The 24355-nt window shown below is 70.6% G+C and carries 22 protein-coding genes; 15 read left to right on the forward strand and 7 right to left on the reverse strand.

Annotation, left to right across the window (positions count from 1 at the left end):
• The first annotated feature begins 132 nt into the window (after positions 1-132).
• Positions 133-1422: a carboxylesterase/lipase family protein gene (locus HNR67_RS17645; protein ID WP_185003350.1), complete on the forward strand. Its 1290-nt coding sequence runs from the start codon at positions 133-135 to the stop codon at positions 1420-1422.
• A gap of 22 nt (positions 1423-1444) precedes the next feature.
• Here the strand turns inward: HNR67_RS17645 and HNR67_RS17650 are convergent, their stop codons facing one another.
• A complete protein-coding gene (locus HNR67_RS17650; protein ID WP_185003351.1) occupies positions 1445-2236 on the reverse strand; it encodes a lysozyme in 792 nt (263 codons plus the stop codon).
• A 100-nt stretch (positions 2237-2336) separates the two neighbouring features.
• A complete protein-coding gene (locus tag HNR67_RS17655; RefSeq protein ID WP_185003352.1) occupies positions 2337-3032 on the reverse strand; it encodes an alpha/beta hydrolase in 696 nt (231 codons plus the stop codon).
• 296 nt (positions 3033-3328) lie between these two features.
• Between HNR67_RS17655 and sfnG the strand changes: the two genes are divergently transcribed.
• The 8 genes from sfnG (at position 3329) to HNR67_RS17695 (ending at position 12732) form a co-directional block, all read left to right on the forward strand.
• Positions 3329-4450 carry a dimethylsulfone monooxygenase SfnG gene (gene sfnG / locus HNR67_RS17660; RefSeq protein WP_185003353.1) on the forward strand — a complete coding sequence of 374 codons (1122 nt, stop codon included), beginning with the start codon at positions 3329-3331 and terminating at the stop codon, positions 4448-4450.
• A gap of 3 nt (positions 4451-4453) precedes the next feature.
• Positions 4454-5677 carry an acyl-CoA dehydrogenase family protein gene (locus tag HNR67_RS17665; protein WP_185003354.1) on the forward strand — a complete coding sequence of 408 codons (1224 nt, stop codon included), beginning with the start codon at positions 4454-4456 and terminating at the stop codon, positions 5675-5677.
• Complete coding sequence (locus HNR67_RS17670) at positions 5674-6879, forward strand: SfnB family sulfur acquisition oxidoreductase (protein ID WP_185003355.1); 1206 nt, start codon at positions 5674-5676, stop codon at positions 6877-6879. The genes HNR67_RS17665 and HNR67_RS17670 overlap by 4 nt, the downstream gene beginning before the upstream one ends.
• Positions 6880-6889: 10 nt before the next feature.
• On the forward strand, positions 6890-7444 hold the full coding sequence (ssuE, locus tag HNR67_RS17675) for an NADPH-dependent FMN reductase (RefSeq protein ID WP_185003356.1): 555 nt from the start codon (positions 6890-6892) through the stop codon (positions 7442-7444).
• Between the two features lie 10 nt (positions 7445-7454).
• Positions 7455-8609 carry an LLM class flavin-dependent oxidoreductase gene (locus tag HNR67_RS17680; protein WP_185003357.1) on the forward strand — a complete coding sequence of 385 codons (1155 nt, stop codon included), beginning with the start codon at positions 7455-7457 and terminating at the stop codon, positions 8607-8609.
• A gap of 319 nt (positions 8610-8928) precedes the next feature.
• A complete protein-coding gene (locus tag HNR67_RS17685) occupies positions 8929-10608 on the forward strand; it encodes a chitinase (RefSeq protein ID WP_221489941.1) in 1680 nt (559 codons plus the stop codon).
• A gap of 85 nt (positions 10609-10693) precedes the next feature.
• Positions 10694-11647 (forward strand): alpha/beta hydrolase, encoded by a 954-nt coding sequence (locus HNR67_RS17690; protein WP_185003358.1) that lies wholly within the window; start codon positions 10694-10696, stop codon positions 11645-11647.
• 35 nt (positions 11648-11682) lie between these two features.
• Positions 11683-12732 carry a glycoside hydrolase family 19 protein gene (locus HNR67_RS17695; RefSeq protein WP_185003359.1) on the forward strand — a complete coding sequence of 350 codons (1050 nt, stop codon included), beginning with the start codon at positions 11683-11685 and terminating at the stop codon, positions 12730-12732.
• A gap of 49 nt (positions 12733-12781) precedes the next feature.
• Here HNR67_RS17695 and HNR67_RS17700 read toward each other — a convergent pair whose 3' ends face one another.
• Both HNR67_RS17700 and HNR67_RS17705 read right to left on the reverse strand, forming a co-directional pair.
• Positions 12782-13957, reverse strand: coding sequence for a cation:proton antiporter (locus tag HNR67_RS17700; RefSeq protein WP_185003360.1), 1176 nt, complete (start codon positions 13955-13957; stop codon positions 12782-12784).
• Between the two features lie 5 nt (positions 13958-13962).
• On the reverse strand, positions 13963-14445 hold the full coding sequence (locus tag HNR67_RS17705; protein WP_185003361.1) for a cation:proton antiporter regulatory subunit: 483 nt from the start codon (positions 14443-14445) through the stop codon (positions 13963-13965).
• Positions 14446-14514: 69 nt separating this feature from the next.
• Between HNR67_RS17705 and HNR67_RS17710 the strand changes: the two genes are divergently transcribed.
• From HNR67_RS17710 to der, 5 genes are all read left to right on the forward strand, one after another.
• Positions 14515-14931 (forward strand): MarR family winged helix-turn-helix transcriptional regulator, encoded by a 417-nt coding sequence (locus HNR67_RS17710; protein WP_185003362.1) that lies wholly within the window; start codon positions 14515-14517, stop codon positions 14929-14931.
• A 107-nt stretch (positions 14932-15038) separates the two neighbouring features.
• Entirely contained in the window at positions 15039-15800 is a 762-nt protein-coding gene (locus HNR67_RS17715) for an SDR family NAD(P)-dependent oxidoreductase (protein ID WP_185003363.1), read from the forward strand.
• Positions 15801-16003: 203 nt separating this feature from the next.
• Positions 16004-16753, forward strand: a complete 750-nt coding sequence (cmk, locus tag HNR67_RS17720; protein WP_312987497.1) for a (d)CMP kinase — start codon at positions 16004-16006, stop codon at positions 16751-16753.
• Positions 16750-17436 (forward strand): lysophospholipid acyltransferase family protein, encoded by a 687-nt coding sequence (locus HNR67_RS17725; protein WP_185003364.1) that lies wholly within the window; start codon positions 16750-16752, stop codon positions 17434-17436. Before cmk ends, HNR67_RS17725 begins: the two co-directional genes overlap by 4 nt.
• Positions 17433-18839 (forward strand): ribosome biogenesis GTPase Der, encoded by a 1407-nt coding sequence (gene der / locus HNR67_RS17730; protein WP_185003365.1) that lies wholly within the window; start codon positions 17433-17435, stop codon positions 18837-18839. The genes HNR67_RS17725 and der overlap by 4 nt, the downstream gene beginning before the upstream one ends.
• A gap of 22 nt (positions 18840-18861) precedes the next feature.
• Here der and HNR67_RS17735 read toward each other — a convergent pair whose 3' ends face one another.
• Both HNR67_RS17735 and HNR67_RS17740 read right to left on the reverse strand, forming a co-directional pair.
• Positions 18862-22359 carry a hypothetical protein gene (locus tag HNR67_RS17735; protein ID WP_185003366.1) on the reverse strand — a complete coding sequence of 1166 codons (3498 nt, stop codon included), beginning with the start codon at positions 22357-22359 and terminating at the stop codon, positions 18862-18864.
• The gene (locus tag HNR67_RS17740) at positions 22352-22693 is read right to left on the reverse strand and encodes a hypothetical protein (protein WP_185003367.1); all 342 of its coding nucleotides are present in this window, start codon (positions 22691-22693) and stop codon (positions 22352-22354) included. The genes HNR67_RS17735 and HNR67_RS17740 overlap by 8 nt, the downstream gene beginning before the upstream one ends.
• Positions 22694-23064: 371 nt before the next feature.
• Between HNR67_RS17740 and HNR67_RS17745 the strand changes: the two genes are divergently transcribed.
• The gene (locus HNR67_RS17745) at positions 23065-23922 is read left to right on the forward strand and encodes a polysaccharide deacetylase family protein (RefSeq protein ID WP_185003368.1); all 858 of its coding nucleotides are present in this window, start codon (positions 23065-23067) and stop codon (positions 23920-23922) included.
• Here the strand turns inward: HNR67_RS17745 and HNR67_RS17750 are convergent.
• A complete protein-coding gene (locus HNR67_RS17750) occupies positions 23904-24233 on the reverse strand; it encodes a hypothetical protein (protein WP_185003369.1) in 330 nt (109 codons plus the stop codon). The two genes, HNR67_RS17745 and HNR67_RS17750, sit on opposite strands and share 19 nt — an antisense overlap.
• Positions 24234-24355 lie beyond the last annotated feature (122 nt).

Here is a 24355-nt window from a genome sequence, read left to right on the forward strand (position 1 = left end):
TGGCTGGGGGCTCCAGGAGCGCCAGAAGAACGAGGAAAGACCGATGAAGGTTGCGTGTCCGGGGGGTAAGGGCTTTCCGATGGGGGCGGGGTCGCCGGACCTGCCGCCGCCGTGGTTCCAGGGAGCCGCGCGGTGACCGAGGTGCTGGCGGCCACGTCCCACGGTCGGGTTCGGGGGCAGAGTGCCGACGGGATCGTCCGTTTTCTGGGTATTCCCTACGCATCCGCCCCGCGGGGCATCGGCCGGTTCGCCGCGCCGGAACCCGTGCGGCCGTGGGCGGGGGTGCGGGCGGCCACCGAGTTCGGCGCCACCGCGCCCGCGGTGGGCCTGAGTGGGCCGGGACTGGAATTCCTGGTCGAACCGGCCATTCCGGGCGAGGAATACCTCAACCTCAACGTGTGGACGCCGGGCGTGGACGACGCGCGGCGGCCGGTGCTGGTGTGGATCCACGGTGGCGCGCACGTCACCGGCTCCTCCGCCCAGCCGATCTTCGACGGACAGGCGTTCGCGGCCAACGGGATCGTGTTCGTCTCCTTCAACTACCGGCTCGGCGCCGAGGGCCACGCGCAGCTGCCCGACGCCCCGGCCAACCGGGCGCTGCTCGACCAGCGGGCCGCCCTGGAGTGGGTCCGGCGCGAGATCGCCGCGTTCGGCGGTGACCCGGACCGGGTCACGGTCAGCGGCAGCTCGGCCGGTGCCAGTGCGGTGCTCTCGCTGCTGTCCCTGGACACCGGTCTGCTACACCGGGCCGTGGTCCAGAGCGTGGCCGCCAGATCCGCACTGTCCACAGTGGACGCCGAACGGATCGCCAAGGAACTGGCGGACCAGGCAGGGGTACCGGCCACCGCCGCCGGACTGGCCACCGTGGCACCACAACGGCTCGCCGAGCTGTCCAGCGGACTGGCCCTCGCGGTGATGGCGGACCCGGATCCGTTGCGCTGGGGCGAATCCGTGGCCGCCGCCTCGATGGCCTTCGGCCCCGTGGTCGACGGACACGTCCTGCCGCACCACCCGTACCAAGCCGTCCTGGACGGCGCGGGCCGGGACACCGAACTGCTCATCGGCACCAACTCCGACGAACTCCTGCTGCTGACCCAGGACGAGGCGACCTCGGCGGCGCTGACCGAACTGGTCTTCCGCGAACCGGTCTACGCACTGGCCGAATCCCGCTCCGCCGCCGCGGCCACCTACGTCTACGAGTTCGGCTGGCGTTCACCGCTACCCGGCGCGGGCGCCGCGCACGGACTGGAACTCGGCTTCGTCTTCGACAACCTCGGTCACTCGACCCTGGAAGGCGAAGCACCGCCGCAGGACCTGGCCCGCGCGGTCAACCAGGGCTGGACCTCCTTCGCGGCCAACGGGGATCCGGGCTGGCCGCCGTTCACCGACGACACGCCCTTCGTCCGCTGGCTGGGCGGCTGAGGCTCGAACTCCCGGCTCGGGGTCAGCCCTTGGCGAAGACCCTGAGCCGGTCCAGGGTGCCGTTGAACTCGTTCTGGTCGCCGGGGAACTTGCCCTTGTCGTCGAACTGCCAGAAGGTGTGGAAGCTCCACCCCGCCGGCCGTTCCCCCAGTTCCTTGGCATACCTGGCCAGCCACAGCGGATGGTCCTTGCCGAAGGAGGGATCGTTGCCGGTGCACTGCTTCCACCAGTTGGTGGTGGTGTAGATGGTGGGATGCCGCCCGGTGCGCTTGACGTACTGGTCGCTGAACTCCCGGATCCAGCCCGACATCGCAGCCGGGCTCTTGCCGTAACACGTTGGCCCGTAAGGGTTGTACTCGATGTCCAGCGCGCCGGGCAGGGTGCGCCCGTCACCGGACCAGCCGCCGCCGTTGTCCACGAAGAAGTTCGCCTGGGCCGCGCCGCCGGAGCGGTCGGGCAGCGCGAAGTGGTAGGAGCCGCGGATCAGGCCGACCTCGAAGGAACCCTTGTACTGCTGGCTGAACCGCGGGTTCTTGAACCCGGTGCCCTCGGTCGCCTTGACGTAGGCGAAGGTGGCCTGGTTGTTCTTGACCGCGGCCCAGTTCACCTCGCCCTGGTGACCGCTGACGTCGAGCCCGAGCGGTTTGCCGCTGGGCTGGTACACGGTGCCGTCCCTGGTCTCGGCCGCGCCCGCGCCGGCGAAGGCGCGTTCGGCGCCGGACCCGGCAGCGTGGGCGGGGGCGGTCGCGGCGAGCAGCAGGATCGCGAGGGTCGCCAGTGTGCACGACCTTGCACCCGGGGTAGAGAAGGTCATGTCGCGGACGGTAAGCGGTGTTGTCCGATTTCGCCGGGCGGCACCACGGCGAATCACCCGATCTTGGTGCCGCCTTGTCCCCCCTTCCGGGGACCCGGTGTCAGAACGTCGACCGAATCGAGACTCGCAGCGCCGGGGTGGAGTAGCGACTGGTCCTCGTCTGCTCCAGCAGCTGCACGATCTGTGCCGCTACGCTCCGGTGATGGCTGTCGTGCAGCACGTCGTGCCTGCTCTCGGCCACGGTCACGAAGCGTGACTGGCGTAGCCGCAGGGCCAGCGTCCGGGCGGTGAGCGGCGGGCACAGCACATCCGAATCGCCGTGCAGCACCAGCACCGGCAGGTCCGGCCCACCGGCCAGGGCCGCCTCGGCCAGCGCGGGCGGCACCGGCTTGCGCAGCAGCTCGCCACGCCGCAGTCCCTCGTCGGCGGCCAGTTCGGTCCGCTGGTCCGCGCTGTGCAGCCGCAGTTTCAGCTCGTCGTCGAAGTCCAGGGTCTCGCCGTCGGCCGGCAGCGCGCCGCCGGGCACGCCCGCGGCGATCACCGCCCGCACCGCGGGCTCGAACCGCGCCACGTGCAGCGCGAGCAGCGCGCCGGTGTCCGCGCCGAGCAGGTACAGCGGGCCCTCGGTGGCCTTGGCCAGCGTGTGCACGCGGGCCAGGGCCAAGGACGGTTCTGGCTCGGGCAGGTCCACGACCCGCACCTGGTAGCCGTCGACCGCCAGCCGCGCGGTCAACCTGGAATAGCGGTCGGCGTGCTCGCCGCGGCCTGGCAGGACTACCAGGGTTCCCCGGTTCATGATTCGCACGCTAGGAATTCGCCGGGGGCCGGTCAATCACGTCCCAGGGAACGGGATTCGCCGGGACGCGCCGTTGACAGTGTCACCCGGACCTGTTGCCATGAATGGCGTGTCCCTTTCGACGCCTCTCGTCCGGCGCCGGCACGTCGACCTAGTCCGTGTCGCCGCTCAAGGCTGTCCGAACTCTCTCAGCTAGTCCCTGACCAGGACATCCGCACCGCATCCCGTTGCCAGCGGCCAATTCGTGCTGCCCCGGGAATTCTTGATCTTCTTTTTTCAGCGGCTGGGAGAGAGCTGTGTCCCTATCCACACCCGAATCGTTGAAGTTCGCCTACTGGGTGCCGAATGTGAGCGGTGGCCTGGTCACCAGCGACATCGAGCAGCGCACCGACTGGGGCTATGAGTACAACAAAAAGCTGGCCGTGCTCGCGGAGAACAACGGCTTCGAGTACGCGCTGAGCCAGGTCCGCTACATCGCCAGCTATGGTGCCGCCTACCAGCACGAGTCCACCAGTTTCAGCCTCGCCCTGCTGCTGGCCACCCAGCGGCTCAAGGTGATCGCGGCCGTGCACCCCGGACTGTGGCAGCCGGGCGTGCTGGCCAAGCTGATCGCCACCGCCGACCACCTCTCCGGCGGCCGGGCCGCGGTGAACGTGGTCAGCGGCTGGTTCAAGGACGAGTTCACCAAACTCGGCGAACCCTGGCTGGAACACGATGAGCGCTACCGGCGCTCGGAGGAGTTCATCCGGGTGCTGCGGGAGATCTGGACCTCCGACGCGGCCGAGTTCCGCGGCGACTTCTACCGCCTGCACGACTTCGACCTCAAACCCAAACCCCTGGCCGGACCGGGCAGGCCGCATCCGGAGATCTTCCAGGGCGGCAACTCCACCGCCGCCCGCGCCATGGCCGGGCGGGTCTCGGACTGGTACTTCAGCAACGGCAAGGACTTCGAGGGGGTGACCGAACAGGTCACCGAGGTCAAGGGCGCGGCGGCGGCCAACGGGCGCACCGTCCGATTCGGACTCAACGCCTTCCTCATCGCCAGGGACACCGAGGCCGAGGCGAAGGAGACCCTGCGCGAGATCATCGCCAAGGCCAACGTCGAGGCCGTGCACGGGTTCCGGGACGCGGTCGCACAGGCCGGACGGTCCACTTCGGACAAACGTGGGATGTGGGCTGACTCCGACTTCGACGACCTGGTGCAGTACAACGACGGCTTCCGCAGCAGGCTGATCGGCACCCCGGAGCAGATCGCGCACCGGATCGTGGAGTACAAGCGGCGCGGGGTGGACCTGCTGCTGCTCGGCTTCCTGCACTACCTGGAAGAGGTCGAGTACTTCGGCAAGCACGTGCTGCCCATCGTCCGTGAGCTGGAAGCCGACGCCGCCAGGCGCGAGCCTGTCGTGACGGGAGTCTGAGCCATGACCAACACCGAAGCCCGCGCCACCACCTTCGACGACCGTCCCCAGCCCCGCACCCCCGACGAGTGGATCGCCAGGGCCGGTGAGGTGGCCGCGATCCTGGCCGTGGACGCGGTCGCCCGCGACAAGGCGGGCGCCACCCCGTACGCGGAAGTCAAGCTGCTCAAGGACTCCGGCCTGGTCACCCTGCTCGCCCCGGCCGAACACGGTGGCGGCGGCCAGAACTGGGTCACCGCCTACCAGGTGATCCGCGAGGTGGCCAAGGCCGACGGCTCCATCGGCCAGCTGCTCGGCTACCACTACCTGTGGGCCTGGGCGGTCCGGCTGGTCGGCACCCCGGCGCAGATCGAGGCGGTGGAGGAGGCCGCGGCCAAGCACCGCTGGTTCTTCGGCGGCGCGGTCAACCCCAGGGACGGCGACCTGGTCATCAGGGACACCGGCAACACGATCGTCTACAACGGACGGAAGTCCTTCTCCACCGGCGGCAAGGTCTCCGACGTCACCGTGCTCGAAGGTGTCCTGGAGGGCACCGAGACGCACGTCTTCGCCATCGTGCCCTCCGATCAGCCCGGCATCATCTTCCACGACGACTGGGACAACATCGGGCAGCGGCTCACCGAGAGCGGCAGCGCGGAGATCCGGGACGTGCACGTGGACTGGGCGGCCGCGGCCGGGTTCGTGGACAAGGTGTTCCAGACCAGGGTCTACAACACGCTCAACGTGCCCGCCATCCAGCTGGTCTTCGTCAACTTCTACCTCGGTATCGCCAGGGGCGCACTGGAAACCGCGGCCACCTACACCCGCGAGCACAGCCGCTCCTGGCTGAACTCCCCGTACGAGCGCGCGGTGGACGAGCCCTACGTGCTCGACATCTACGGCGACCTCGGCGCCAAGCTGTGGGCGGTGGAGGCCCTCGCGGACCAGGTCGCCGTTGAGGCGCAACGCATCCACGACGATCCGGACGCGCTCACCGAACGGCAGCGCGGCGAGCACGAGGTCCGGGTGGCCGCGGTCAAGGCCCGCGCCACCGAGGTCGCCCTCGAGGTGACCGAACGGATCTTCGAGGTGACCGGCGCCAGGGCCACCGCGAGCAGCCAGGGCCTGGACCGGTTCTGGCGCAACGTGCGCACGCACACCCTGCACGACCCGGTGGCCTACAAGCGGGCCGAGGTCGGGGTGTACCTGCTGCGCGCGGAGATCCCGGCTCCCACCTGGTACTCATGACCACCATCCCAGCCTCGGCGTCGGCGCGCGTCATCAGCGGCGACGCCGAGGCGTTGGCGGTGGCCGCCCGGCTCGCGGAGAAGTTCGCCACCGGCGCGGCCGACCGCGACGCGCACCGGTGGCTGCCCGAGGCCGAACTCGACGAGCTGTCCAGAAGCGGCCTGCTCGGCATCACCGTGCCCGCCGCCCACGGTGGCGCCGAGGTGGCCACCACCACCCTGGCCGAGGTGTTCCGGCTGCTCGCCGCCGCCGACCCGAACCTGGCCCAGATCCCGCAAAGCCACTTCGCCTACGTCAACGTGTTGCGCGCCCAGGGAAACCCGGCACAACAGGCGTTCTTCTTCGCCGAACTCCTGGCCGGCAAACGATTCGGCAACGCCCAGTCCGAGGCCGGGACCAAACACGTCCAGGACTACCGGACCCGCCTGAACCCGGCCGGACCAGGGAAGTTCACCCTCAACGGGGTCAAGCACTACAGCACCGGCGCGCTGTTCGCGCACTGGATCCCGGTGCTGGCCAAGGACCCCGAGGACAACCTCCAGGTCGCCTACGTGCCCGCCGGTGCCCCCGGACTGTCCATTGTGGATGACTGGAACGGCATGGGGCAACGCACCACCGCCAGCGGCACCGTGCGGCTGGACGACGTGCCGGTGCCCGCCGAACACGTCGTGCCGCACCACCGCACCTTCACCGGGCCGCAACTGCACGGCGCGGTGGCCCAGCTGCTGCACGCGGCCATCGACGCCGGGATCGCCGGTGGTGCGCTGACCGAGGCGGTCGAGTTCGTCCGCACCCGCAGCCGCCCCTGGTTCGAGAGCGGGGTGGACCGGGCCGATCAGGATCCGCTGACCGCGCAACGCTTCGGCGAACTGACCGTGTCCGTGCGCGCCGCGGAAGCCTTGCTCACCACGGCCGCGGCCCAGGTCGATGAGGCGAGGGAGAACCTCACCGACGCCACCGCGGCCACCGCCTCCATCGCGGTGGCGGTGGCCAAGGCGGCCGCCGACCGGGCCGCCATCGAGCTGACGAACGCCCTCTTCGAGCTGGGTGGCACCCGGTCGGCCCTGGACGAGCTGAACCTGCACCGGCACTGGCGCAACGCCCGCACGCACACCCTGCACGACCCGGTGCGCTGGAAGATCCAGCACATCGGCCGCCACACCCTGACCGGCGCACCCCCGCCCCGGCACGGATTGATCTAGGGAGCAGCGCATGCCGACCATCCTGGTGATCTCCGGAAGTCCGTCCGCCAGCTCGAAAACCGCGGCCCTGGTGGAACAGCTCGCTGACCGGCTGGGCGGGCAGGACCACCGGGTGCGCACCATCGCGGTGCGCTCCCTGCCCGCCGAGGCGCTGCTGGCCGCCGACGCGACCAACCCGCGGATCGCCGAGGTGGTGCGGGCCATCGCCGAGGCGGACGGCCTGGTGGTCGCCTCCCCGGTGTACAAGGCCGCCTACACCGGCGTGCTCAAGGCACTGCTGGACCTGTTGCCGCAGTTCGCCTTCGCCGGCAAGGTGGTACTGCCGCTGCTCACCGGCGGCAGCCCGGCACACGTGCTGGCCCTGGACTACGCGCTGCGGCCGGTGCTCAACTCCCTTGGCGCGCACCACATCGTGCAGGGCTACTTCGTGCTGGACAAGCTCATCGAGCGCACCGAGTCCGGCATCGCACTCGCCGAGGAAGCCGAACGCAACCTGCTGTCCATTGTGGACACCTTCTCCACCGCGGTGCACCGCCGCCGCGGCGAACTGCTCGCGGCCAGCTGAACGGACTCCGATGACCCTCACCTTCCACTGGTTCCTGCCCACCTACGGCGACAGCCGCTACCTGGTCGGCGGCGGCCACGGCGTGCACACCAGCACCGCGGGCGGCGCCCGCCCGGCCACCCTGGCCTACCTCGGCCAGATCGCCCGCAGCGCCGAACAACTCGGCTTCGTCGGCGCGCTCACCCCGACCGGGGCCTGGTGCGAGGACGCCTGGCTGTCCACCGCGATGCTCACCGAGGTCACCGAACGCCTCAAGTTCCTGGTCGCCTTCCGACCGGGCCTGCTCTCGCCCACGCTGGCCGCGCAGATGGCCGCCACCTACCAGCGGCACTCCGGCGGACGGTTGCTGCTCAACGTGGTCACCGGCGGGGAAAGCCAGGAACAACGCGCGCACGGCGACTTCCTCGGCAAGGACGAGCGCTACGCCCGCACCGGGGAGTTCCTGGACATCGTCGGCCGGTTGTGGCGCGGCGAACGGGTCAACCACACCGGCGTGCACCTGGCCGTGGAGGGCGCCGAGCTGACCAGGGTGCCGGATCCGGTGCCGCCCATCTACTTCGGCGGTTCCTCCCCGGCCGCGGGCGTGATCGCCGCCCGGCACGCCGACGTCTACCTCACCTGGGGCGAGCAACCCGCGCAGGTCGCGGAGAAGATCGCCTGGATCCGGAAACTGGCCGCCGAACAAGGTCGCACCGTGCGCTTCGGCATCCGGCTGCACGTGATCGCCAGGGACACCGCGCAACACGCCTGGGCCGAGGCGCAACGCCTGCTCGACGCCCTGGACCCGGCCACGATCGAAGCGGTGCAACAGGGTCTGGCCCGCAGCGAGTCCGAAGGGCAGCGGCGGATGATCGCCCTGCACGGTGGCTCCACCGACGGCCTGGAGATCGCGCCGAACCTGTGGGCCGGGGTCGGCCTGGTGCGCGGGGGAGCGGGCACCGCACTGGTCGGCAGCCACGAGGAGGTCGCCGACCGGATCGCCGAGTACCACGCCCTGGGCATCGAGGAGTTCGTGCTCTCCGGGCACCCACACCTGGAGGAGGCCTACTGGTTCGGCGAAGGCGTGCTGCCGGTGCTCGCCCGCAGGGGCCTGTGGCGCAACCCATACGGCCAAACGGCGCAACCCACCGCCGCCATCCCGTTCGCCCAACCCGCGGCAGAGTAGTGCCGGTCCGCGGAGCCACGCACGCGATAGCCGCGCCGAGGCGGCCCCTGGCGGCACGGCCGGACCACCCGAATACGCCCTGTATGAGGGCGGCCCGGCCGCACCGCCAGGAACCACCTCGATCACGACTCTCACGCACGCGGCTCCACGGACAGGCACTGGGCCGGTTCTGTTCACACTCTTGACACGGCAGAGTGGTCTAGTCCATTTTGGGTTCACGCCAGTCTCGGTGTGAGCCGCACTACAACACGACTCCACGCCGAGAGCAACACACCGCCGCCAAACGGTTGTCCGTTGCTCGCGAGGTGTGGAGGTTGTCGTGACGCGCAGACGTCAGCAACTGCTGGTGGGACTTCTGGCCATGGCCACGGCCGCAGTGGGACTGGGGGTCCCGGCGAGCGCGGCCGAGCCGAACCTGGTGGCCAATCCCGGGTTCGAGCAGAGCACCGCGGGCTGGACCTGCACCGCGGGCGGCAGCACGGTGGCCGGCCCGGTGCGTTCCGGCGCGGCCGCGCTGACCACCACCCCGGCCGGGCAGGACAACGCGCGCTGCTCGCAGTCGGTGCCGGTCAAGCCGAGTTCCAGCTACACGCTGACCGCCTGGGTGCAGGGCAGCTACACCTACCTGGGCGCCAGTGGCACCGGCGGCACCGACGTGAGCACCTGGACCCCCGGCGGCAGCGCCTGGACCCAGCTCTCCACCAGCTTCACCACCGGCGCGAACACCAGCCGGGTCACCGTCTACACGCACGGCTGGTACGGCCAGGGCGCCTACTTCGTCGACGACGTCGCGCTGACCGGCCCGCCCGGCACCGGCGATCCCGACCCGCAGGCCCCCGCCACCCCCGGCGGGCTGAGCGCGGGTTCGCCCACCAGTTCCTCGATCTCGCTGTCCTGGTCGGCGGTCTCCGGCGCGGCCGGCTACCACGTCTACCGCGGCGGCAGCCGGGTCGCCAGCGTCACCGGGACCTCGCACACCGACACCGGCCTGAGCCCGTCGACCAGCTACTCCTACCAGGTCAGCGCGTACAACACGGTCGGTGAGTCCACCCGCTCCGGCGCGGTGCCGGCCAGCACCACCGGCGGCACCGGCAACCCTGGCGGCCCGCTGCCCAAGCGGATCCTGACCGGGTACTGGCAGAACTTCGTCAACGGCGCGGCCAACCTGCGCATCCGGGACATCGACCCGCAGTACGACCTGATCGCGATCGCCTTCGCCGACGCGCTCACCACCCGGCCCGGCGCGGTCGGCTTCAGCGTGGATCCCGGCCTGTCCAGCGCGCTCGGCGGGTACAGCGACGCGGACATGATCGCCGACATCGCGGCGAAGAAGGCCCAGGGCAAGCGATTCGTCTTCTCCATCGGCGGCGAACGCGGCAACGTGGACTTCAGCAACGCGGCCAACGTGGGCGCGTTCGTGGAGACGATGACCGCGCTGATCCGCAAGTTCGGCGTGGACGGCGTGGACATCGACCTGGAGCACGGGCTGCACGCCGGGAACGTGGCCAACGCGGTCCGCCAGCTGCGCAACACCTTCGGCGCCAACTTCATCTACACCATGGCCCCGCAGACCCTGGACGTGCAGCCCGGCGGCCGGTACATGCCGCTGATCGAGGCCACCAAGGACATCCTCACCGTGGTGCACACCCAGTACTACAACTCCGGGTCGATGAACGACTGCAACGGCGGCGTGGTGCACCAGGGCAACATCGACTTCATCACCGGCCAGGCCTGCATCCTGCTCAAGACGTTGCGGCCGGACCAGGTCGCGCTCGGCGTGCCCGCCTCCACCAGCGGCGCGGGCAGCGGCTACGTCTCGCCCTCGGTGGTCAACAACGCGGCCAGCTGCCTGGTGAAGCTGCAGAGCTGCGGCGGCTTCAAACCCGGTGCGGCGGCGGCGAACCTGCGTGGCGTGATGACCTGGTCGATCAACTGGGATCAGAGCAACGGCAGGCAGTTCGCCAACACGGTCAAGCCGCATCTGAACGCACTCGGCTGAGCCGTCCCCGAACGGCGGTCCGCGTCCCCGTCCTCCCATCCGGGGGCGCGGACCGCCCCATCACCCACGCCACCAGGGGGATCCCATGCGACTTCGTTCGCTGCTGCTCGTCTTCGCCTTGCTGCTCAACGTTCTGCTCGCCGTCCCGGCCACCGCGGCGGAGAGCGGGGCCCGGATCGTCCGCTCCACCACCCTGTCCGACCGGCTGGTCGAACTCGCGGTGCGCTCGGATGCCTTGGGCGGCAAGGAGGTCGGCGTCCGGGTGCTGCTGCCCGCCGGGTACCGGGAGCAGCCGGGGCGGCGCTGGCCTACGTTGTTCCTGCTGCACGGGTGCTGCGAGGGCGAGACCGGGTACCGGTCCTGGACGGTCAACGTGGACGGCGCGGCGGCCACCGCGGGCGCGCAGGCGCTGATCGTGATGCCCGAGGGCGGCGCGGCCGGGTTCTACTCGAACTGGCTCGGCGACGGCCCGGCCTGGGAGCGGTTCCACCTGGGTGAGCTGAAGCGGTTGCTGGAGAAGGAGTTCCGGGCCAACCAGCGGCGCGCGGTGGCCGGGCTGTCCATGGGCGGGTTCGGCGCACTGTCTTATGCGGCAAGGCATCCGGGGTTCTTCAGCTACGCGGCCGCCTACAGCGGTGTGGTGCACACCCGCTACCAGGGCTCCCGCGGCACCGACCTGGTGCAGCGGATCCTGACCGAACGCGGCTTCGACAAGAACGCGCTGTGGGGCGATCCTGTCGCGCAGGAACGGATCTGGCGCGCGCACAACCCGTTCGACCTGGCCGCCCGGCTGCGCCACACGCCGGTGTACCTGGCCTCCGGCGACGGACGGCCCGGACCGCTCGACCCGCCGGGGTCGACGAATGACTGGGTGGAGGAACTGCTCGGCGAACAGACCGTGTCGCTGGCCAATGAGTTGCGGCGCAACGGGGTTCGGTTGAGCACTGATCTGTACGGGGCCGGTCGCCACAACTGGCCCTACTGGGAGCGCGCCCTGAAGCACTCCCTGCCGATGCTGCTCCGCTCCATCGGCGCATGACTCTGATCCCTGTGCAGAGCACTGAAGGAGCCACCATGAAACGCTTCATCGGACTGACGCTGGCGGCCCTCGTCGCGGGCGCGCTCGCCCTGTTCGTGCCCACCCCGCAGGCCGAGGCCGCCGCCTGCGCCGCGGGCTGGAACTCCAGCCAGCAGTACACCGGCGGGGCCCAGGTCTCGCACAACGGCCGCAACTACTCGGCGAAGTGGTGGACCCAGAACGAGACCCCCGGCGGCGCTGCGGTGTGGGCCGACCAGGGCGCCTGCGGCGGCGGGGGCGGCACGCCGAGCTGCAGCCACCCGAACTGGGTGGCCGGGCAGTTCTACGCGGCGGGTTCGATCGTGCGCTACACCAACGGCCAGTACTACCGGGCCAAGCACGAGAACCCCGGCTACGACCCGGTGATCAGCACCTGGTACTGGGAGCCGTACTCCTGTGACGGCGGCGGCGATCCGGGCAACCCCGGCGCGTTCGTGGTGAGCGAGGCCCAGTTCAACCAGATGTTCCCCAGCCGGAACCCCTTCTACACCTACCAGGGCCTGCTCAACGCGGTCGCGGCCTTCCCGGCCTTCGCCAAGACCGGCTCGGATGTGACGCGCAAGCAGGAGGCGGCCGCGTTCCTGGCCAATGCCAACCACGAGACCGGTGGCCTGGTGCACATCGTGGAGCAGAACACCGCCAACTACCCGCACTACTGCGACCGCAGCCAGCCCTACGGCTGCCCGGCAGGCCAGGCCGCCTACTACGGCCGCGGCCCGATCCAGCTGAGCTGGAACTTCAACTACAAGGCCGCCGGTGACGCGCTGGGCATCGACCTGCTGGGCAACCCCTGGCTGGTGCAGAACGATCCGGCGATCGCCTGGAAGACGGCGCTCTGGTACTGGAACACGCAGAACGGGCCGGGTTCGATGACCCCGCACAACGCGATGGTCGGCGGGCACGGGTTCGGGCAGACGATCCGGAGCATCAACGGGTCGCTGGAGTGCGATGGCAAGAACCCGGCGCAGGTGCAGAGCCGGGTCAACGCCTACCAGAACTTCAGCAACATCATCGGTGTCACCCCGGGCGGGGGCCTGTACTGCTGATCGCGGAAAGGTGCCCCGGCCCGGCAGTCGGGCCGGGGCACCTTCGCGGTCACGCGGTTCTGGTCCGCAGGGCGACGGCCTTGCGCGCCAACGGTTCCACCACCCGGGCCGCGACGGGCCCGAAGACCGCCATCAGCAGCACGTAGGCGGTCGCGAGGGGGGCGAGTTGCGAGTCCACCGCACCGGAGGCGACCGCCAGCCCCGCGATCACGATGGAGAACTCGCCTCTGGCCACCAGGGCGGCGCCGGTTCTCAGCCTGCCGAGCCGGGCGATGCCCTGCTGTCCGGCGGCGAACCAGCCGGTGAGCATCTTGGTCGCGGTGGTCACGATGACCAGGGCGACCGCCACGCCGAGCACCGGCGGCACGTCACGCGGGTCGGTGTTGAGGCCGAAGACCACGAAGAAGACCGCGGCGAACAGGTCCCGCAACGGTTCCAGGAGTTTGGTGGCGTTCTCCGCGGTGGAGCCGGAGATCGCGATGCCCAGCAGGAAGGCGCCGACCGCGGCGGAGACCTGGAGCTGCGAGGCCAGTCCGGCCACCAGCAGCGCCAGACCGAGGACGCGGAGCAGGAAGACCTCGGGATCGGGGCTGTCGACCAGGGTGGAGACGTAGCGGCCGAACTTGATCGCGATGATCAGCACGACGCTCACGGCGAACAGCGCGATGCCCACTGTGGACAGTCCGCCCCAGAAGCTGACCCCGGCCAGCAGCGCGGTGAGCACCGGCAGGTAGACCGCCATCGCCAGGTCCTCGAAGACCAGGATGGACAGCACCACCGGGGTTTCCCGGTTGCCAAGGCGGCCCAGATCGCCCAGCACCTTGGCCACGATGCCGGAACTGGAGATGTAGGTGACCCCGCCCATGGCCAGCGCGCCGATCGGCCCCCAGCCCAGGATGAGCGCGGCGGCCACGCCGGGGGTGGCGTTGAGGACCAGGTCCACCACCCCGGCCACCCAGGACCGCTTGAGCCCGGTGACCAGTTCGTTCGCCGAGTACTCCAGCCCGAGGAGTAAGAGCAGCAGCACCACGCCGATCTCCGCGGCGATGCCGGTGAACTCCTCGATGCCGGTCAGCGGGATGATGCCGCCCTTGCCGAAGGCGACGCCGCCGATCAGGTAGAGCGGGATCGGCGAGACGCCGATCTTCCAGGCCAGCCTGCCCAGCAGTCCCAGTCCGAAGAACACCGCGCCGAGTTCGATCAGTGCCAAAGCCGTGTGGTGCACGCGGATCAGCCCTTGTCGAGGATGTCCGCCGCGGCCTTGAGGCCCGGACCGGTGCCCACGACCACCAGCAGGTCGCCGCCGCCGAGGATGTAGTCCGGCTTGGGGGAGGGGTGCACGGTGCCCGCGCGGACCACCGCGACGATGGAGGCGCCGGTGCGCGAACGCAGCTCGGTGTCACCCATCGGACGCCCGTCGAACGGCGAGCCGGGGGAGAGCGGCAGCTGCTTGGTGGTGACCCCGGCCAGCTCGTTCTGCTCAGCCCGCAGCTGAGCCACCAGCTGCGGCGCACCCAGCAGACTCGCCAGCGCGCCCGCTTCCTCGGTGGAGAGCGGGATCGAGGCCACACACGCGTCCGGATCGTCCGACTTGGACGCGATCAACTCGAAGTGGCCGTCCCGATGCGTGATCACCCCGATCCGCCGACCAGTCTTGGTCAGGAAGTCCTGACGGGTGCCGATACCAGGCAGTGGCGTGACCTCGACATGCACGTTTCCACCCTAACTCGTCATACCGCTTGCGTAACCCATAGCCGACTATGTAACTTTACCATCGTCAGAGTGAGCCTCCGACAACACGACGCCTTCCAGCTACTGGCCGCCACCAAGCGCTGGCGGCGCCCCCTGGATTCGATGCTGGCCGAGGCCGGTCTGTCCCCCGGTCAGGACTTCCTGCTCGACGAACTGTGGCAGGAGGACGGGCTGTGCCAGTCCGAGCTGGTGCAGCGACTGGGGGTTGAGCAGCCAACGGTGGCCAAGGCGGTCAAGCGCCTGGAAGCCGCGGGGTTCCTGCGCCGGGGGGCTCATGAGCGGGATGCGCGGAAGGTGCGGATCTGGCTGACGGAGCGGGGGCGGGCGGCCCGGCCCGCGGTGGAGGCCGCCTGGCGGGAGGCGGAGGTGCGGCTCGGGGAGGGGTTGGCGGAGGGGGAGCGGGTGGAGTTGGTGCGGTTGCTGCGGCGTTGCTTTGGCGGTGAGTGAGCGACCGCTCATGCCCGCTCGTCACCGAGCAGGGGATCAGTCTCGGGAAATCGCTTTTTTCCAAGCAAATACATAGCCGACTATCTATCTTATCTGGGGAGATCATCATGTCCGAACACAACACAACCGCGCTGGTCACCGGCGGTGCCGGCCTGCTGGGCACCGCGATCAGCCGAGCCCTCGCGAAGGCCGGCCACCCGGTGGTCCTGACCTACCAGCGCGCCGCCGACCGGGCCAATGCCCTGGCCGCCGAACTCGAGGCGGCGGGCACCCCCGCACTCGCGGCACCCTTCGAGCTGGCCGACCCGGACGCGTCGGCGACCCTGCTCGACACCATCGAGGCGGCCGGATTCAGCCCGGTCGGCATCCTGGTGAACAACGCCCTGCCCCAGCCCGACACCCGCCGCCCCGACCTCGCCGCCTTCACCGACGCCACCGACGCGAGCTGGCGAAACCTGGTGCGCCACAACGTGGAAGGCACCCTCTCGCTGATCCGCGCGGTCCTGCCGGGCATGCTCGCGGCCGGCTACGGGCGGGTCGTGTCGATCTCCTCCACGCTCGTGCACTCCGGCCTGCCCGGCGGGGTCCCGTACTCGGCGGCCAAGGCCGCGATGCACGGGGCCTCGCGCAGCCTGGCCTGGGAGGTGGGGCGGGCCGGGGTCACCGTCAACGTGGTCACGCCGGGGCTGATCGCCTCGAAGAAGGCCGAGGAGGAGATCGGGGAGGCCATCGCCGGGGTGACGGGGGCCACGCCGATCGGCAGACTGGTGACCGTGGACGAGGTCGCGGCGGCGGTGGGGTTCCTGGCCTCGCCGGGGGCCGCGGGCATCACCGGGAGCGAGATCGTGGTGGACGGCGGTAAGGACTAGGCCGGTTTCCGGCCCGGTTCGGTGTGACCGCTGCCACCCCGGCCCCGGGCGGGGATCAGTGCTGGTGAGCTGATTTCCGTGCCGGGGCAACGGCATCCGGGACTGCCGGACCGGCAGTTGTGTTCCGGCTGGTGCGGGCGGGTCCCGGCGGAGACGGCACAATATCCGGCGGACGCTTGTTGGGGTAGGCGAGGAGGCTCACGGTGACACAGGGCGTGCGTGGCGTGGTGGCGGTGGACGGTCCGGCAGGTACCGGCAAGTCCACGGTCACCCGGCGGCTCGCGACCGCACTCGGCGCCCGGTACCTGGACACCGGCGCGATGTACCGCGCCGCCACCCTCGCGGTGCTGCGTGCCGGAGTCGACCCCGACGACGCGGGGAAGGTGCTCGCCGTGGTCGAGGCCACCCGGATGCTGGTCGGCACCGACCCGCTCGGGCCGACCATCGAGCTGGCCGATCCGGACCCGGCCGACCTGGAGCGCACCGAGGACGTGGCCGCCGAGATCCGCGGGCCCGAGGTCACCCTCGCGGTGTCCCCGGTCTCCGCGGTGCCCGCGGTGCGCGAGCTGATCGTGGCCCAGCAGCAGCAGATCATCGCCGACGTGGTGGCCGCGGGCGGCCGGATCGTGGCCGAGGGCCGCGACATCGGCACCACCGTCGCCCCGGCCGCCGACCTCAAGATCTACCTCACCGCCTCGGCCGAGGCCCGCGCCCAGCGCCGGGTCGACCAGGACGTGCGCGCCGGGCGGACCGCCTCGGTCGAGGCGGTCATGGCCGACGTGCGGCGCCGGGACACCTACGACTCGACCCGCAAGACCTCGCCGTTGCGCAAGGCCGAGGACGCGATCGAGGTCGACACCACCGAACTGGACATCGACGGCGTGGTCGCCCGCCTGGTCGAACTGGCGGAGCAGGCTGGCCTGAGCGCGGTGCCGGAGCGGACCGGGCCGTGACCGAACGCCCCAGCGGCCTGCCCGAAGGCGCCTGGCCCTGGTTCAACGACTTCTGCCGCGGCCTCGGCACCGTGGTCGCGCGCACCCCGTACCGCCTGCACCTGCACCGCCAGGAGCGGATCCCACGCACCGGAGCGGTGGTCATGGTGGCCAACCACACCGCCTTCCTGGACGGTCCCGTACTCTTCTGTGTGCTCGGTCGCCGATCGGTGTTCCTGGTCAAGCACGAACAGTTCCAGGGACCGCTCGGCAGGTTCCTGCGGCGGCTCGGCCAGCTCCCGGTGCGCCGCGGCGCCCCGGACCGGACGCCGCTGCTGACCGCGGTGCGGCTGCTGCGCGACGGCGGGCTGGTCGGGGTGTTCCCGGAAGGCACCAGGGGCACCGGCGAGGTGGTCAAGGCCGCCAACGGCGCTGCCTGGCTCGCCCGATCGGGTGGCGCTCTGGTGCTGCCCGTGGCGTGCCGTGGCTTCCGTCGTCCGGAAGGATCAGGGCGCCGGTTCCGGCCGCGCGTCGACGTGCTCTTCGGCACGCCGTTCGCGCTGCCGCCCGGCAAGGGCAAGGCCGCCCTGACCGAGGCGACCGAGGTGATCCGCGGGCACCTGGCCGAACTGGTCGCGGAGTTGGACGTGATGCGTGCCGGGTACCCGGGCAACGCCGAGCAGCAAGAAGGAGACAGCGCGTGAGCCTGGACGGCACATGGACTGATGAGGCCGACTGGGCCGCGGTGGAGAACGCGATCGAGGACGGCGGTATCGAGGACGGCGCCAAGCCGTTGCCGGTGCTGGCCGTGGTCGGCCGTCCGAACGTGGGCAAGTCGACCCTGGTCAACCGCATTCTGGGCCGCCGTGAGGCGGTCGTGCAGGACGTCCCTGGGGTGACCCGTGACCGGGTGACCTACGAGGCGATGTGGAACGGCCGCCGCTTCAACGTGGTCGACACCGGCGGCTGGGAGCCCGACGCCAGCGGCCTGCAGGCCGCGGTGGCCGCGCAGGCCGAGTACGCCATGCGCAGCGCGGACGCGATCATGGTCGTGGTGGACGCCACCGTCGGCGCCACCAGCACCGAGGAGACCGTGGCCCGGCTGCTCCGCCGCACCGACCGCCCGGTGATCCTGGTGGCCACCAAGGTCGACGACGACCGGCTCAACGCCGACGTGGCCAGCCTGTGGTCACTCGGCCTCGGCGAGCCCTTCCCGGTCAGCGGCCTGCACGGCCGGGGCAGCGGCGACCTGCTGGACAAGGTCCTTGAGGTGCTGCCGGAGAGCCCGCGGGACGACTTCCGCGCGCCGGTGGGCGGTCCGCGCCGGGTGGCCCTGGTCGGCCGCCCGAACGTGGGCAAGTCGAGCCTGCTGAACAAGCTGGCCGGCGAACAGCGCTCGGTCGTGCACGACGTCGCGGGCACCACGGTCGACCCGGTCGACTCGCTGATCGAGCTGGACGACGAGGTCTGGCGCTTCGTGGACACCGCGGGCCTGCGCAAACGAGTGAACTTCGCCCAGGGCGCCGAGTACTACGCGTCGCTGCGCACCCACTCCGCGATCGAGACCGCCGAGGTCGCCATCGTGCTGCTGGACGCCAGCACCCCGATCAGCGAGCAGGACCAGCGGGTGATCACCATGGTGGTCGAAGCGGGCCGCGGCCTGGTGCTGGCCTTCAACAAGTGGGACCTGGTCGACGAGGACCGCCGCCTGGCCATGACCAGGGAACTGGAGCGGGACCTCAAGCGGGTGCCGTGGGCCGAGCGGGTCAACATCTCCGCCCTCACCGGCCGCGCCGTGGCCAAGCTCGCCCCGGCCCTGCGCACCTCGCTGAACTCCTGGGAACGCCGCGTCCCGACCGGCCAGCTCAACTCCTGGCTGTCCGACCTGATCGCGGCCACCCCGCCGCCGGTCCGCAGCGGCAAGCAGCCGAAGGTCCTCTTCGCCACCCAGGCCGCGGTGCGTCCGCCGACCCTGGTGCTGTTCGCCTCCGGGTTCCTGGAGGCGAGCTACCGGCGGTTCATCGAGCGCAAGTTCCGCGAGGAGTTCGGGTTCGCGGGCACGCCGGTGCAGGTGTCGGTGCGGGTCCGGGAGAAGCGCAAGAAGTAGGGCTTGGGGTCTCCGGCGGCGATCAGTCGCCGGAGACCACGGCCAGTTCTTGCTCGATGGTGTCGATCGCGGTGGGCTGGACGCGGACTAGTTCGCCGACGGCGTTGTCCAGGTCGTGCAGCTGGATCGCCCGCGCGATCAGCCGCGTGGCCCGTTCGGGTGCGTGAGCGGCGATGTCGATCAGCATTCCGGCCTGGAAGTCCGGGTTGCCGGTTGTGCCCGCGACCTGTTCCGCCTCGTCGATGAGGCTGTCGCGCCGGGCGGGGTCTGCCTGAGCCAGTACCAGCAGCGACCGCACCCGGGAGTCGAGCACGGTGATGTCCCCGGTGAGCCGCTCGGCCCGGCCGAGATCACCGCGGGTTGCCAGTTCCCGGACGCACTCGCTCAACGCCATGCTGCGGTGCAGTCCGTCGGGGAGGGCGCTGATCAGCCGTTCCGCGCGGTCGAAGTCGCCAATCCGGGCCAGACCGGCGATGACCTCGGGCACGACCTGCGAGTTCTCCCGCAGCTCCAGCGTTGCCTGTTGGGCAATGTCCTCCACCTCGTCCAGCAGCGTCGCCGAGTCCCGGTCCTGACCGAGTCGGGCGTGCCCCAGCGCGGCCGAGGCCAGCGCGGCGAACCGGAGATGGGTCATGGTCAGCGAGCGTGCGGTGGTGACCGCCCGGTCGACCAGCTCGTCGTGGCCGGCCATGCTCTCGGCCATGCGCGCGAGCAGTTCTTCTCGCCAGAGCAGGTCGTCCTCTTCGTCAGCGTGCGCTTCGACCTCGTCGATCAGCGCGGCCGCACCGGCGTCCGCGACCGTCAGCAGGGCCCAGTACCTGGCCCGGTGAGTGGGGATCGCCCGCGCGATCCGTTCCGCTTGCGCGAGATCGCCGCTGTCGGACAGGTGCTCGGTGAGGTAGGTGGCGGCCACGTCCCGCCAGTCCTCGGGAACCGTGTCGGCCAGGGTCTTGGCCTGGTCGAACGCACCCGCGTCCAGCAGGGCATCGGCGAGCAGGCAGAGCAGGTGGCCGCGTCCGGCGCCGTTGTCGCTGCCGCGCGCCCACGGCTCGGCCTCGCTGAGCAGTCGCACGGCCCGAGAGTGGTCTCCGACGCGGATGCACGCCTGTGCGGTGGCGAGCAGGGTTTCCGCCACCCGAACCCGGTCGCCGTACGTTCTGACGTAGCTGTAGGCATCATGGACCAGCGTGAACGCCCGGTCCACCGTTCCTGTCCGCGCGTGTGCCGTTGCCACCGCGATCAACGCGGTCGCGTGCGTGCGTGGATCCTCGATGGCGCGGGCGCTCGCCTCGGCGTGGCCCAGTTCGCCGATCCGGATCAGCGCGGTGGTGATGTCGGCCCGGGCGAGGCCCCGGTCGTAGGCGTCCTCGATGACCTGAGTGAGCGTGTCGGCCTCGGCGAGCCAGACCAGGGCCTGCAACCGGTCGAGGTCCGCGGTGACCAGCGCCATCGTGCTGACCTTCGTGGCCTGGTCCGCGATGCTCCGGATGATCGCCGCGCTCCGGTGTGGGTCGCTGGCCCGGGCTACGGCCCGCAGTGCGTTGTCCCGGGTGTACGGGTTGGTGATGGCGCGGGCGACCGTCTCGGCGTGCTGGAGGTCGCCGCACCGCGCCAGCACCTTGGCCAGGGAGTCCAGCAGCGCGGGCTCATCGCGGTCCGGGACCGAGCGCAGCAGCCGCTCGGCCTCGCCCGCCAGCGTCCGCGCCATGGCCACCTCGCCCATGCGCACGCGGACGTTGGCGATTCCGATCAGTTGCGCCGCCCGGTCCACCGGGCCGGGCAGCGCGGGCGCCGACTTGACCCCGGTGATGGTCTCGATGGCTGATTCCGTCTCACCGAGCCGGAAACGCGTCAGCGCGAGGTCGAGCAGGATCTCGGATCGGTCCTCGGGGGCAGCGTCGGCTGCCTGGCCTTCGACCTGGTCCATCAGCGCGGCCGCTCGGTCCAGGTCGCCGATGCGGGCGTGCGCCGCCGCGAGCCGGAGCAGGTCCTTGTGGCCCTTGGCCAGCGGCGTGGCCTCCACAAGCAGGGCGGGGTCGGCGACTATTTCCACGAGCGCCAGCACCCCGTCGAGGCGGGCGTGCGCCGGGGTGAGGAACTGGAGCAGAGCCTCGGCTCGGCTGACCTGACCCACCATCGCCCAGGCCGCGGGCATTTCCGGCGGGATGTCGCTGTGCCGATCGTTGAGGTGGTCGCGGTGGACCGCCAGTCGCGTGATCGCCGTCAGATCCGGCTGCGCCCGCTCCACCTGCCCAGCCAGCACCGACACGATCTCGGCAAGAGCATTGCTGTCACTCCCCGAGTACTCATGCATCCGCTCCTGCCGCCCCGGATCCGTCACCAACGCCGTCAACCGCACCAGATCCCCCAGCGCCGTCAACATCGTGTGATACCCACGAACCAGGTACTCCGGCGTCCCCACAGGCCACCCGCGCTCCCGATACCCCTCAGCCCACCCATGCAGCCGCTCGCGATACGCCGCCAGTCGAGCCGGGCCGAGCATGTCCTGGGCCGTGAGCTGGATGTCCTCATGCCCCAGCAGGAACACCTCCGGGGACTGTTCGGGCTGGTAGTGGCTGTCGCGGCGGGCGAAGCTGCGGCCGGTCACCGTGTTCAAGTGACTGGCGACCTCCCAGGGTGAGCAGTCGGTCAGTTCGGTCAGTTCGGCCAGATCGAACTTGGTCAGTCCGCCGCCCGCCGCGGTGAGCAGGCCCAGAAGGTCCTGTTCGAGTGGGGTGCCGTTGAGCAGGCAGTGCAGGTCGCGTTCCATCTCGCGGCGGATGGCCTTGGCGGCACGGGAGGGGGCCAGGGGGCGGACGATGTCCTTGGCGTGCAACGGGTGGTGCTGGGGCACGTCGGCCGGGACGGGTGGGTTGGGGCGGCCCGCGACCAGGACGCGCATACCTGCCGGGGGAGGGTCCGGGAGCAGGGCGGCGATGCTGTGCGCGTCGGGGCCGGTGGTGACGCCGCGATCCTCGTCCAGGCCGTCGACCAGCAGGATCAGCTGTTCGCCGCGGTCCTGGCAGAGCTGGGCGGCGTGCTCAAGGCGGGACAGCAGGTGGGGTTCGCGGGTGTGCTCGGTCAGGAACGGGGGCACGGTTTCGCCGAGCAGGGCGAGGAGTTGTTCCAGGAGGTTGTCCAGGAAGGCGGCGCGGTTGTTCTGGCCGGCCAGGCGGGCGGTGATGAAGAAGGAGATCACCCGCACCCCGGGCGGCGGGTTCAGCGTGAACCAGGACAGCAGCGCGGTCTTGCCGGACCAGGCGCCCGCCTGCCACCAGCGGTAGCGGCCCGCGGTGGCCGGGGAGGTGCAGAACTCGGCCAGTTCGGCGAGTTCCCGCTCGCGGTCCAGCAGCTGTGGCGGCGCGATCCGCCTGACCTGGTGGCGGTAGTTGGTGCGGACGGGCACGCCGGTGAGCAGGTTGACGTCGCCGATGTGCACACCGGTGTTGGCGTAGCCGCCGGAGCTGGCGCTGGCCATGCCGCTGTCGCCGACCTCGATCCGGCGGGGACGGTCAGTCAAGCCGGATCCCGGTGTTGGCGTCACCGCCGCCGGAGTCGGCCTCGCCGGTGTTCCTCGCCTCCGCGGTGCCGCCGGATTTGCCGCGGAAGCCGGTGTTCGCGCTGCCCGCCCCGGTCGCGGTGGCCTTGCCGGTGCCGGAGACCCGGATCGTGCCACCGGGTTTGGCCGTGCGCAGGGCCGCCCACACCGCGATGCCGACCGAGGCCACCGCACCAAGGGCCGAGGCGGTGGTGGCGATCTTGTTGGCGTCGTCCCAGCGGCTCAGCGCGAGCCAGACCAGCAGGCCCGCGACCACCAGCAGGGTGAGGACCAGGACGACTCGACCGGGCTTCATCCGCCTACCCTCGCACGTCCGACCCGGGGCGTGACACTCGGTGACGAGTGCCCGCCTCCGGGGGGCGCTGGCCGGCCAGGGGGGATGGGCAGACCAGCGCCCTGTCGTGGGCCCGCCAAAGGGGGGAGGGACAGGCCCACGATGCGACAGCGTATCGGGAGTTGGGCCCGACTTCTGGCGAGTTCGAACAGCTAGCTCGAACGAGTTTTTCCAACCGGGTTCGCGTAGTGCGGTTACGGCGGCGGTAGGCCGCCGATGACCGCCACCGCCAACCCGGCCGCGCGGTGCCGGCGCCTCGGGCGTGTCGCCATGCTGCCCGGTCCGGCCACCGCTTGACCTTCACATCAGTGTGAAGCTTCGAGCATGGCGGCATGGACACCACGCCCTTCGAGTACAGCCCCATCATCGACCGCCCGCCACTGCACTGGCCAGGCGGTGCCAGGGTCGCCTTCTACCTCGGCGTCAACGTCGAGCACTACCTGGTGGACCAGCCCTCCACCAGCATCTTCGCCGGCACCACCCACCTCTCGCCGGACCCGCTCAACTACGGCTGGCGCGACTACGGCCCCCGGGTCGGCATCTGGCGGCTGATCAAGACCCTGGACCGCCTCGGCCTGCAGGCCAGCGTGCTGCTCAACTCCGATGTGGCGCAACGGTATCCGCGGATCATCGAGGCCGGCCGGGAACGGGACTGGACCTGGCTGGCGCACGGCAAGAACAACTCCACCCTGCAGGCCGGCATGACCGTCGAGCAGGAACGCGCCTACCTCACCGAGGTGGTGGACACCATCGAGCAGCACACCGGCCGCCGTCCGCGCGGCTGGATGGGTCCCGCGCTGACCGAGACCTTCCGGACGCCGGAACTGCTGGCCGAGCTGGGACTGGGGTACGTGCTGGACTGGACCAACGACGACCAGCCGTACCCGCTGACCGTGCCCGGCCTGCTGAGCGTGCCGTACTCGGTGGAACTCAACGACATCGGCCTGTTCCTGGGCAAGAGCCTGAGCGGGCCCGAGTTCGTCCGCGTGGTCAAGGACCAGTTCGACCAGCTCTACGCCGACTCCGCGGACAGCGGCCGGGTGATGGCACTGGCCCTGCACCCCTTCGTGATCAACCAGCCATTCCGGCACCGGTACCTGGAGGAGGCCCTGGAGTACATCGTCAACCACGCCGGGGTGTGGCTGACCACCAGCGACGAGATCGCCGAGCACTACCGCTCGGTGTCGTGATCCGCTGCCGCGGCGCGCAGTCTCCTGATCTCGGCGACCAGCCGGGGCACGTCCGCGGCGGCGGAGGCGATGTAGTGCAGGATCGCGTCCATCCGGGCATCCCGGCCGGGCCACTTTTCGCTGCCTTGATAGATGTTGACGTACAGCTCGTGGTCGAGTTCGCTGTCCGCGTCCAGCCGGATGAAGCTGCAACCGCCGATGCCGTGCCGGGTTTCCAGGAAGTCCAGCCAGGGCAGCGGGGCAACCGCGAACGCCTGCCGGGCGCGTTCCTCGATCCGGTCGAGTTCGTCCTCGGTGGGGATCTCGCTCATCCGGCCATGGTGCCGTTCCCACCCGGGCCATGTCCGCGAAACGCGCCTGCCCCTGCCCGGATCGCCGTATCCCGGCGGCTACGGTGGGCGCGATCCGCTGACGGCAAGAAGATGAAGGGATC

Source organism: Crossiella cryophila, from assembly GCF_014204915.1.
Taxonomy (GTDB): domain Bacteria; phylum Actinomycetota; class Actinomycetes; order Mycobacteriales; family Pseudonocardiaceae; genus Crossiella; species Crossiella cryophila.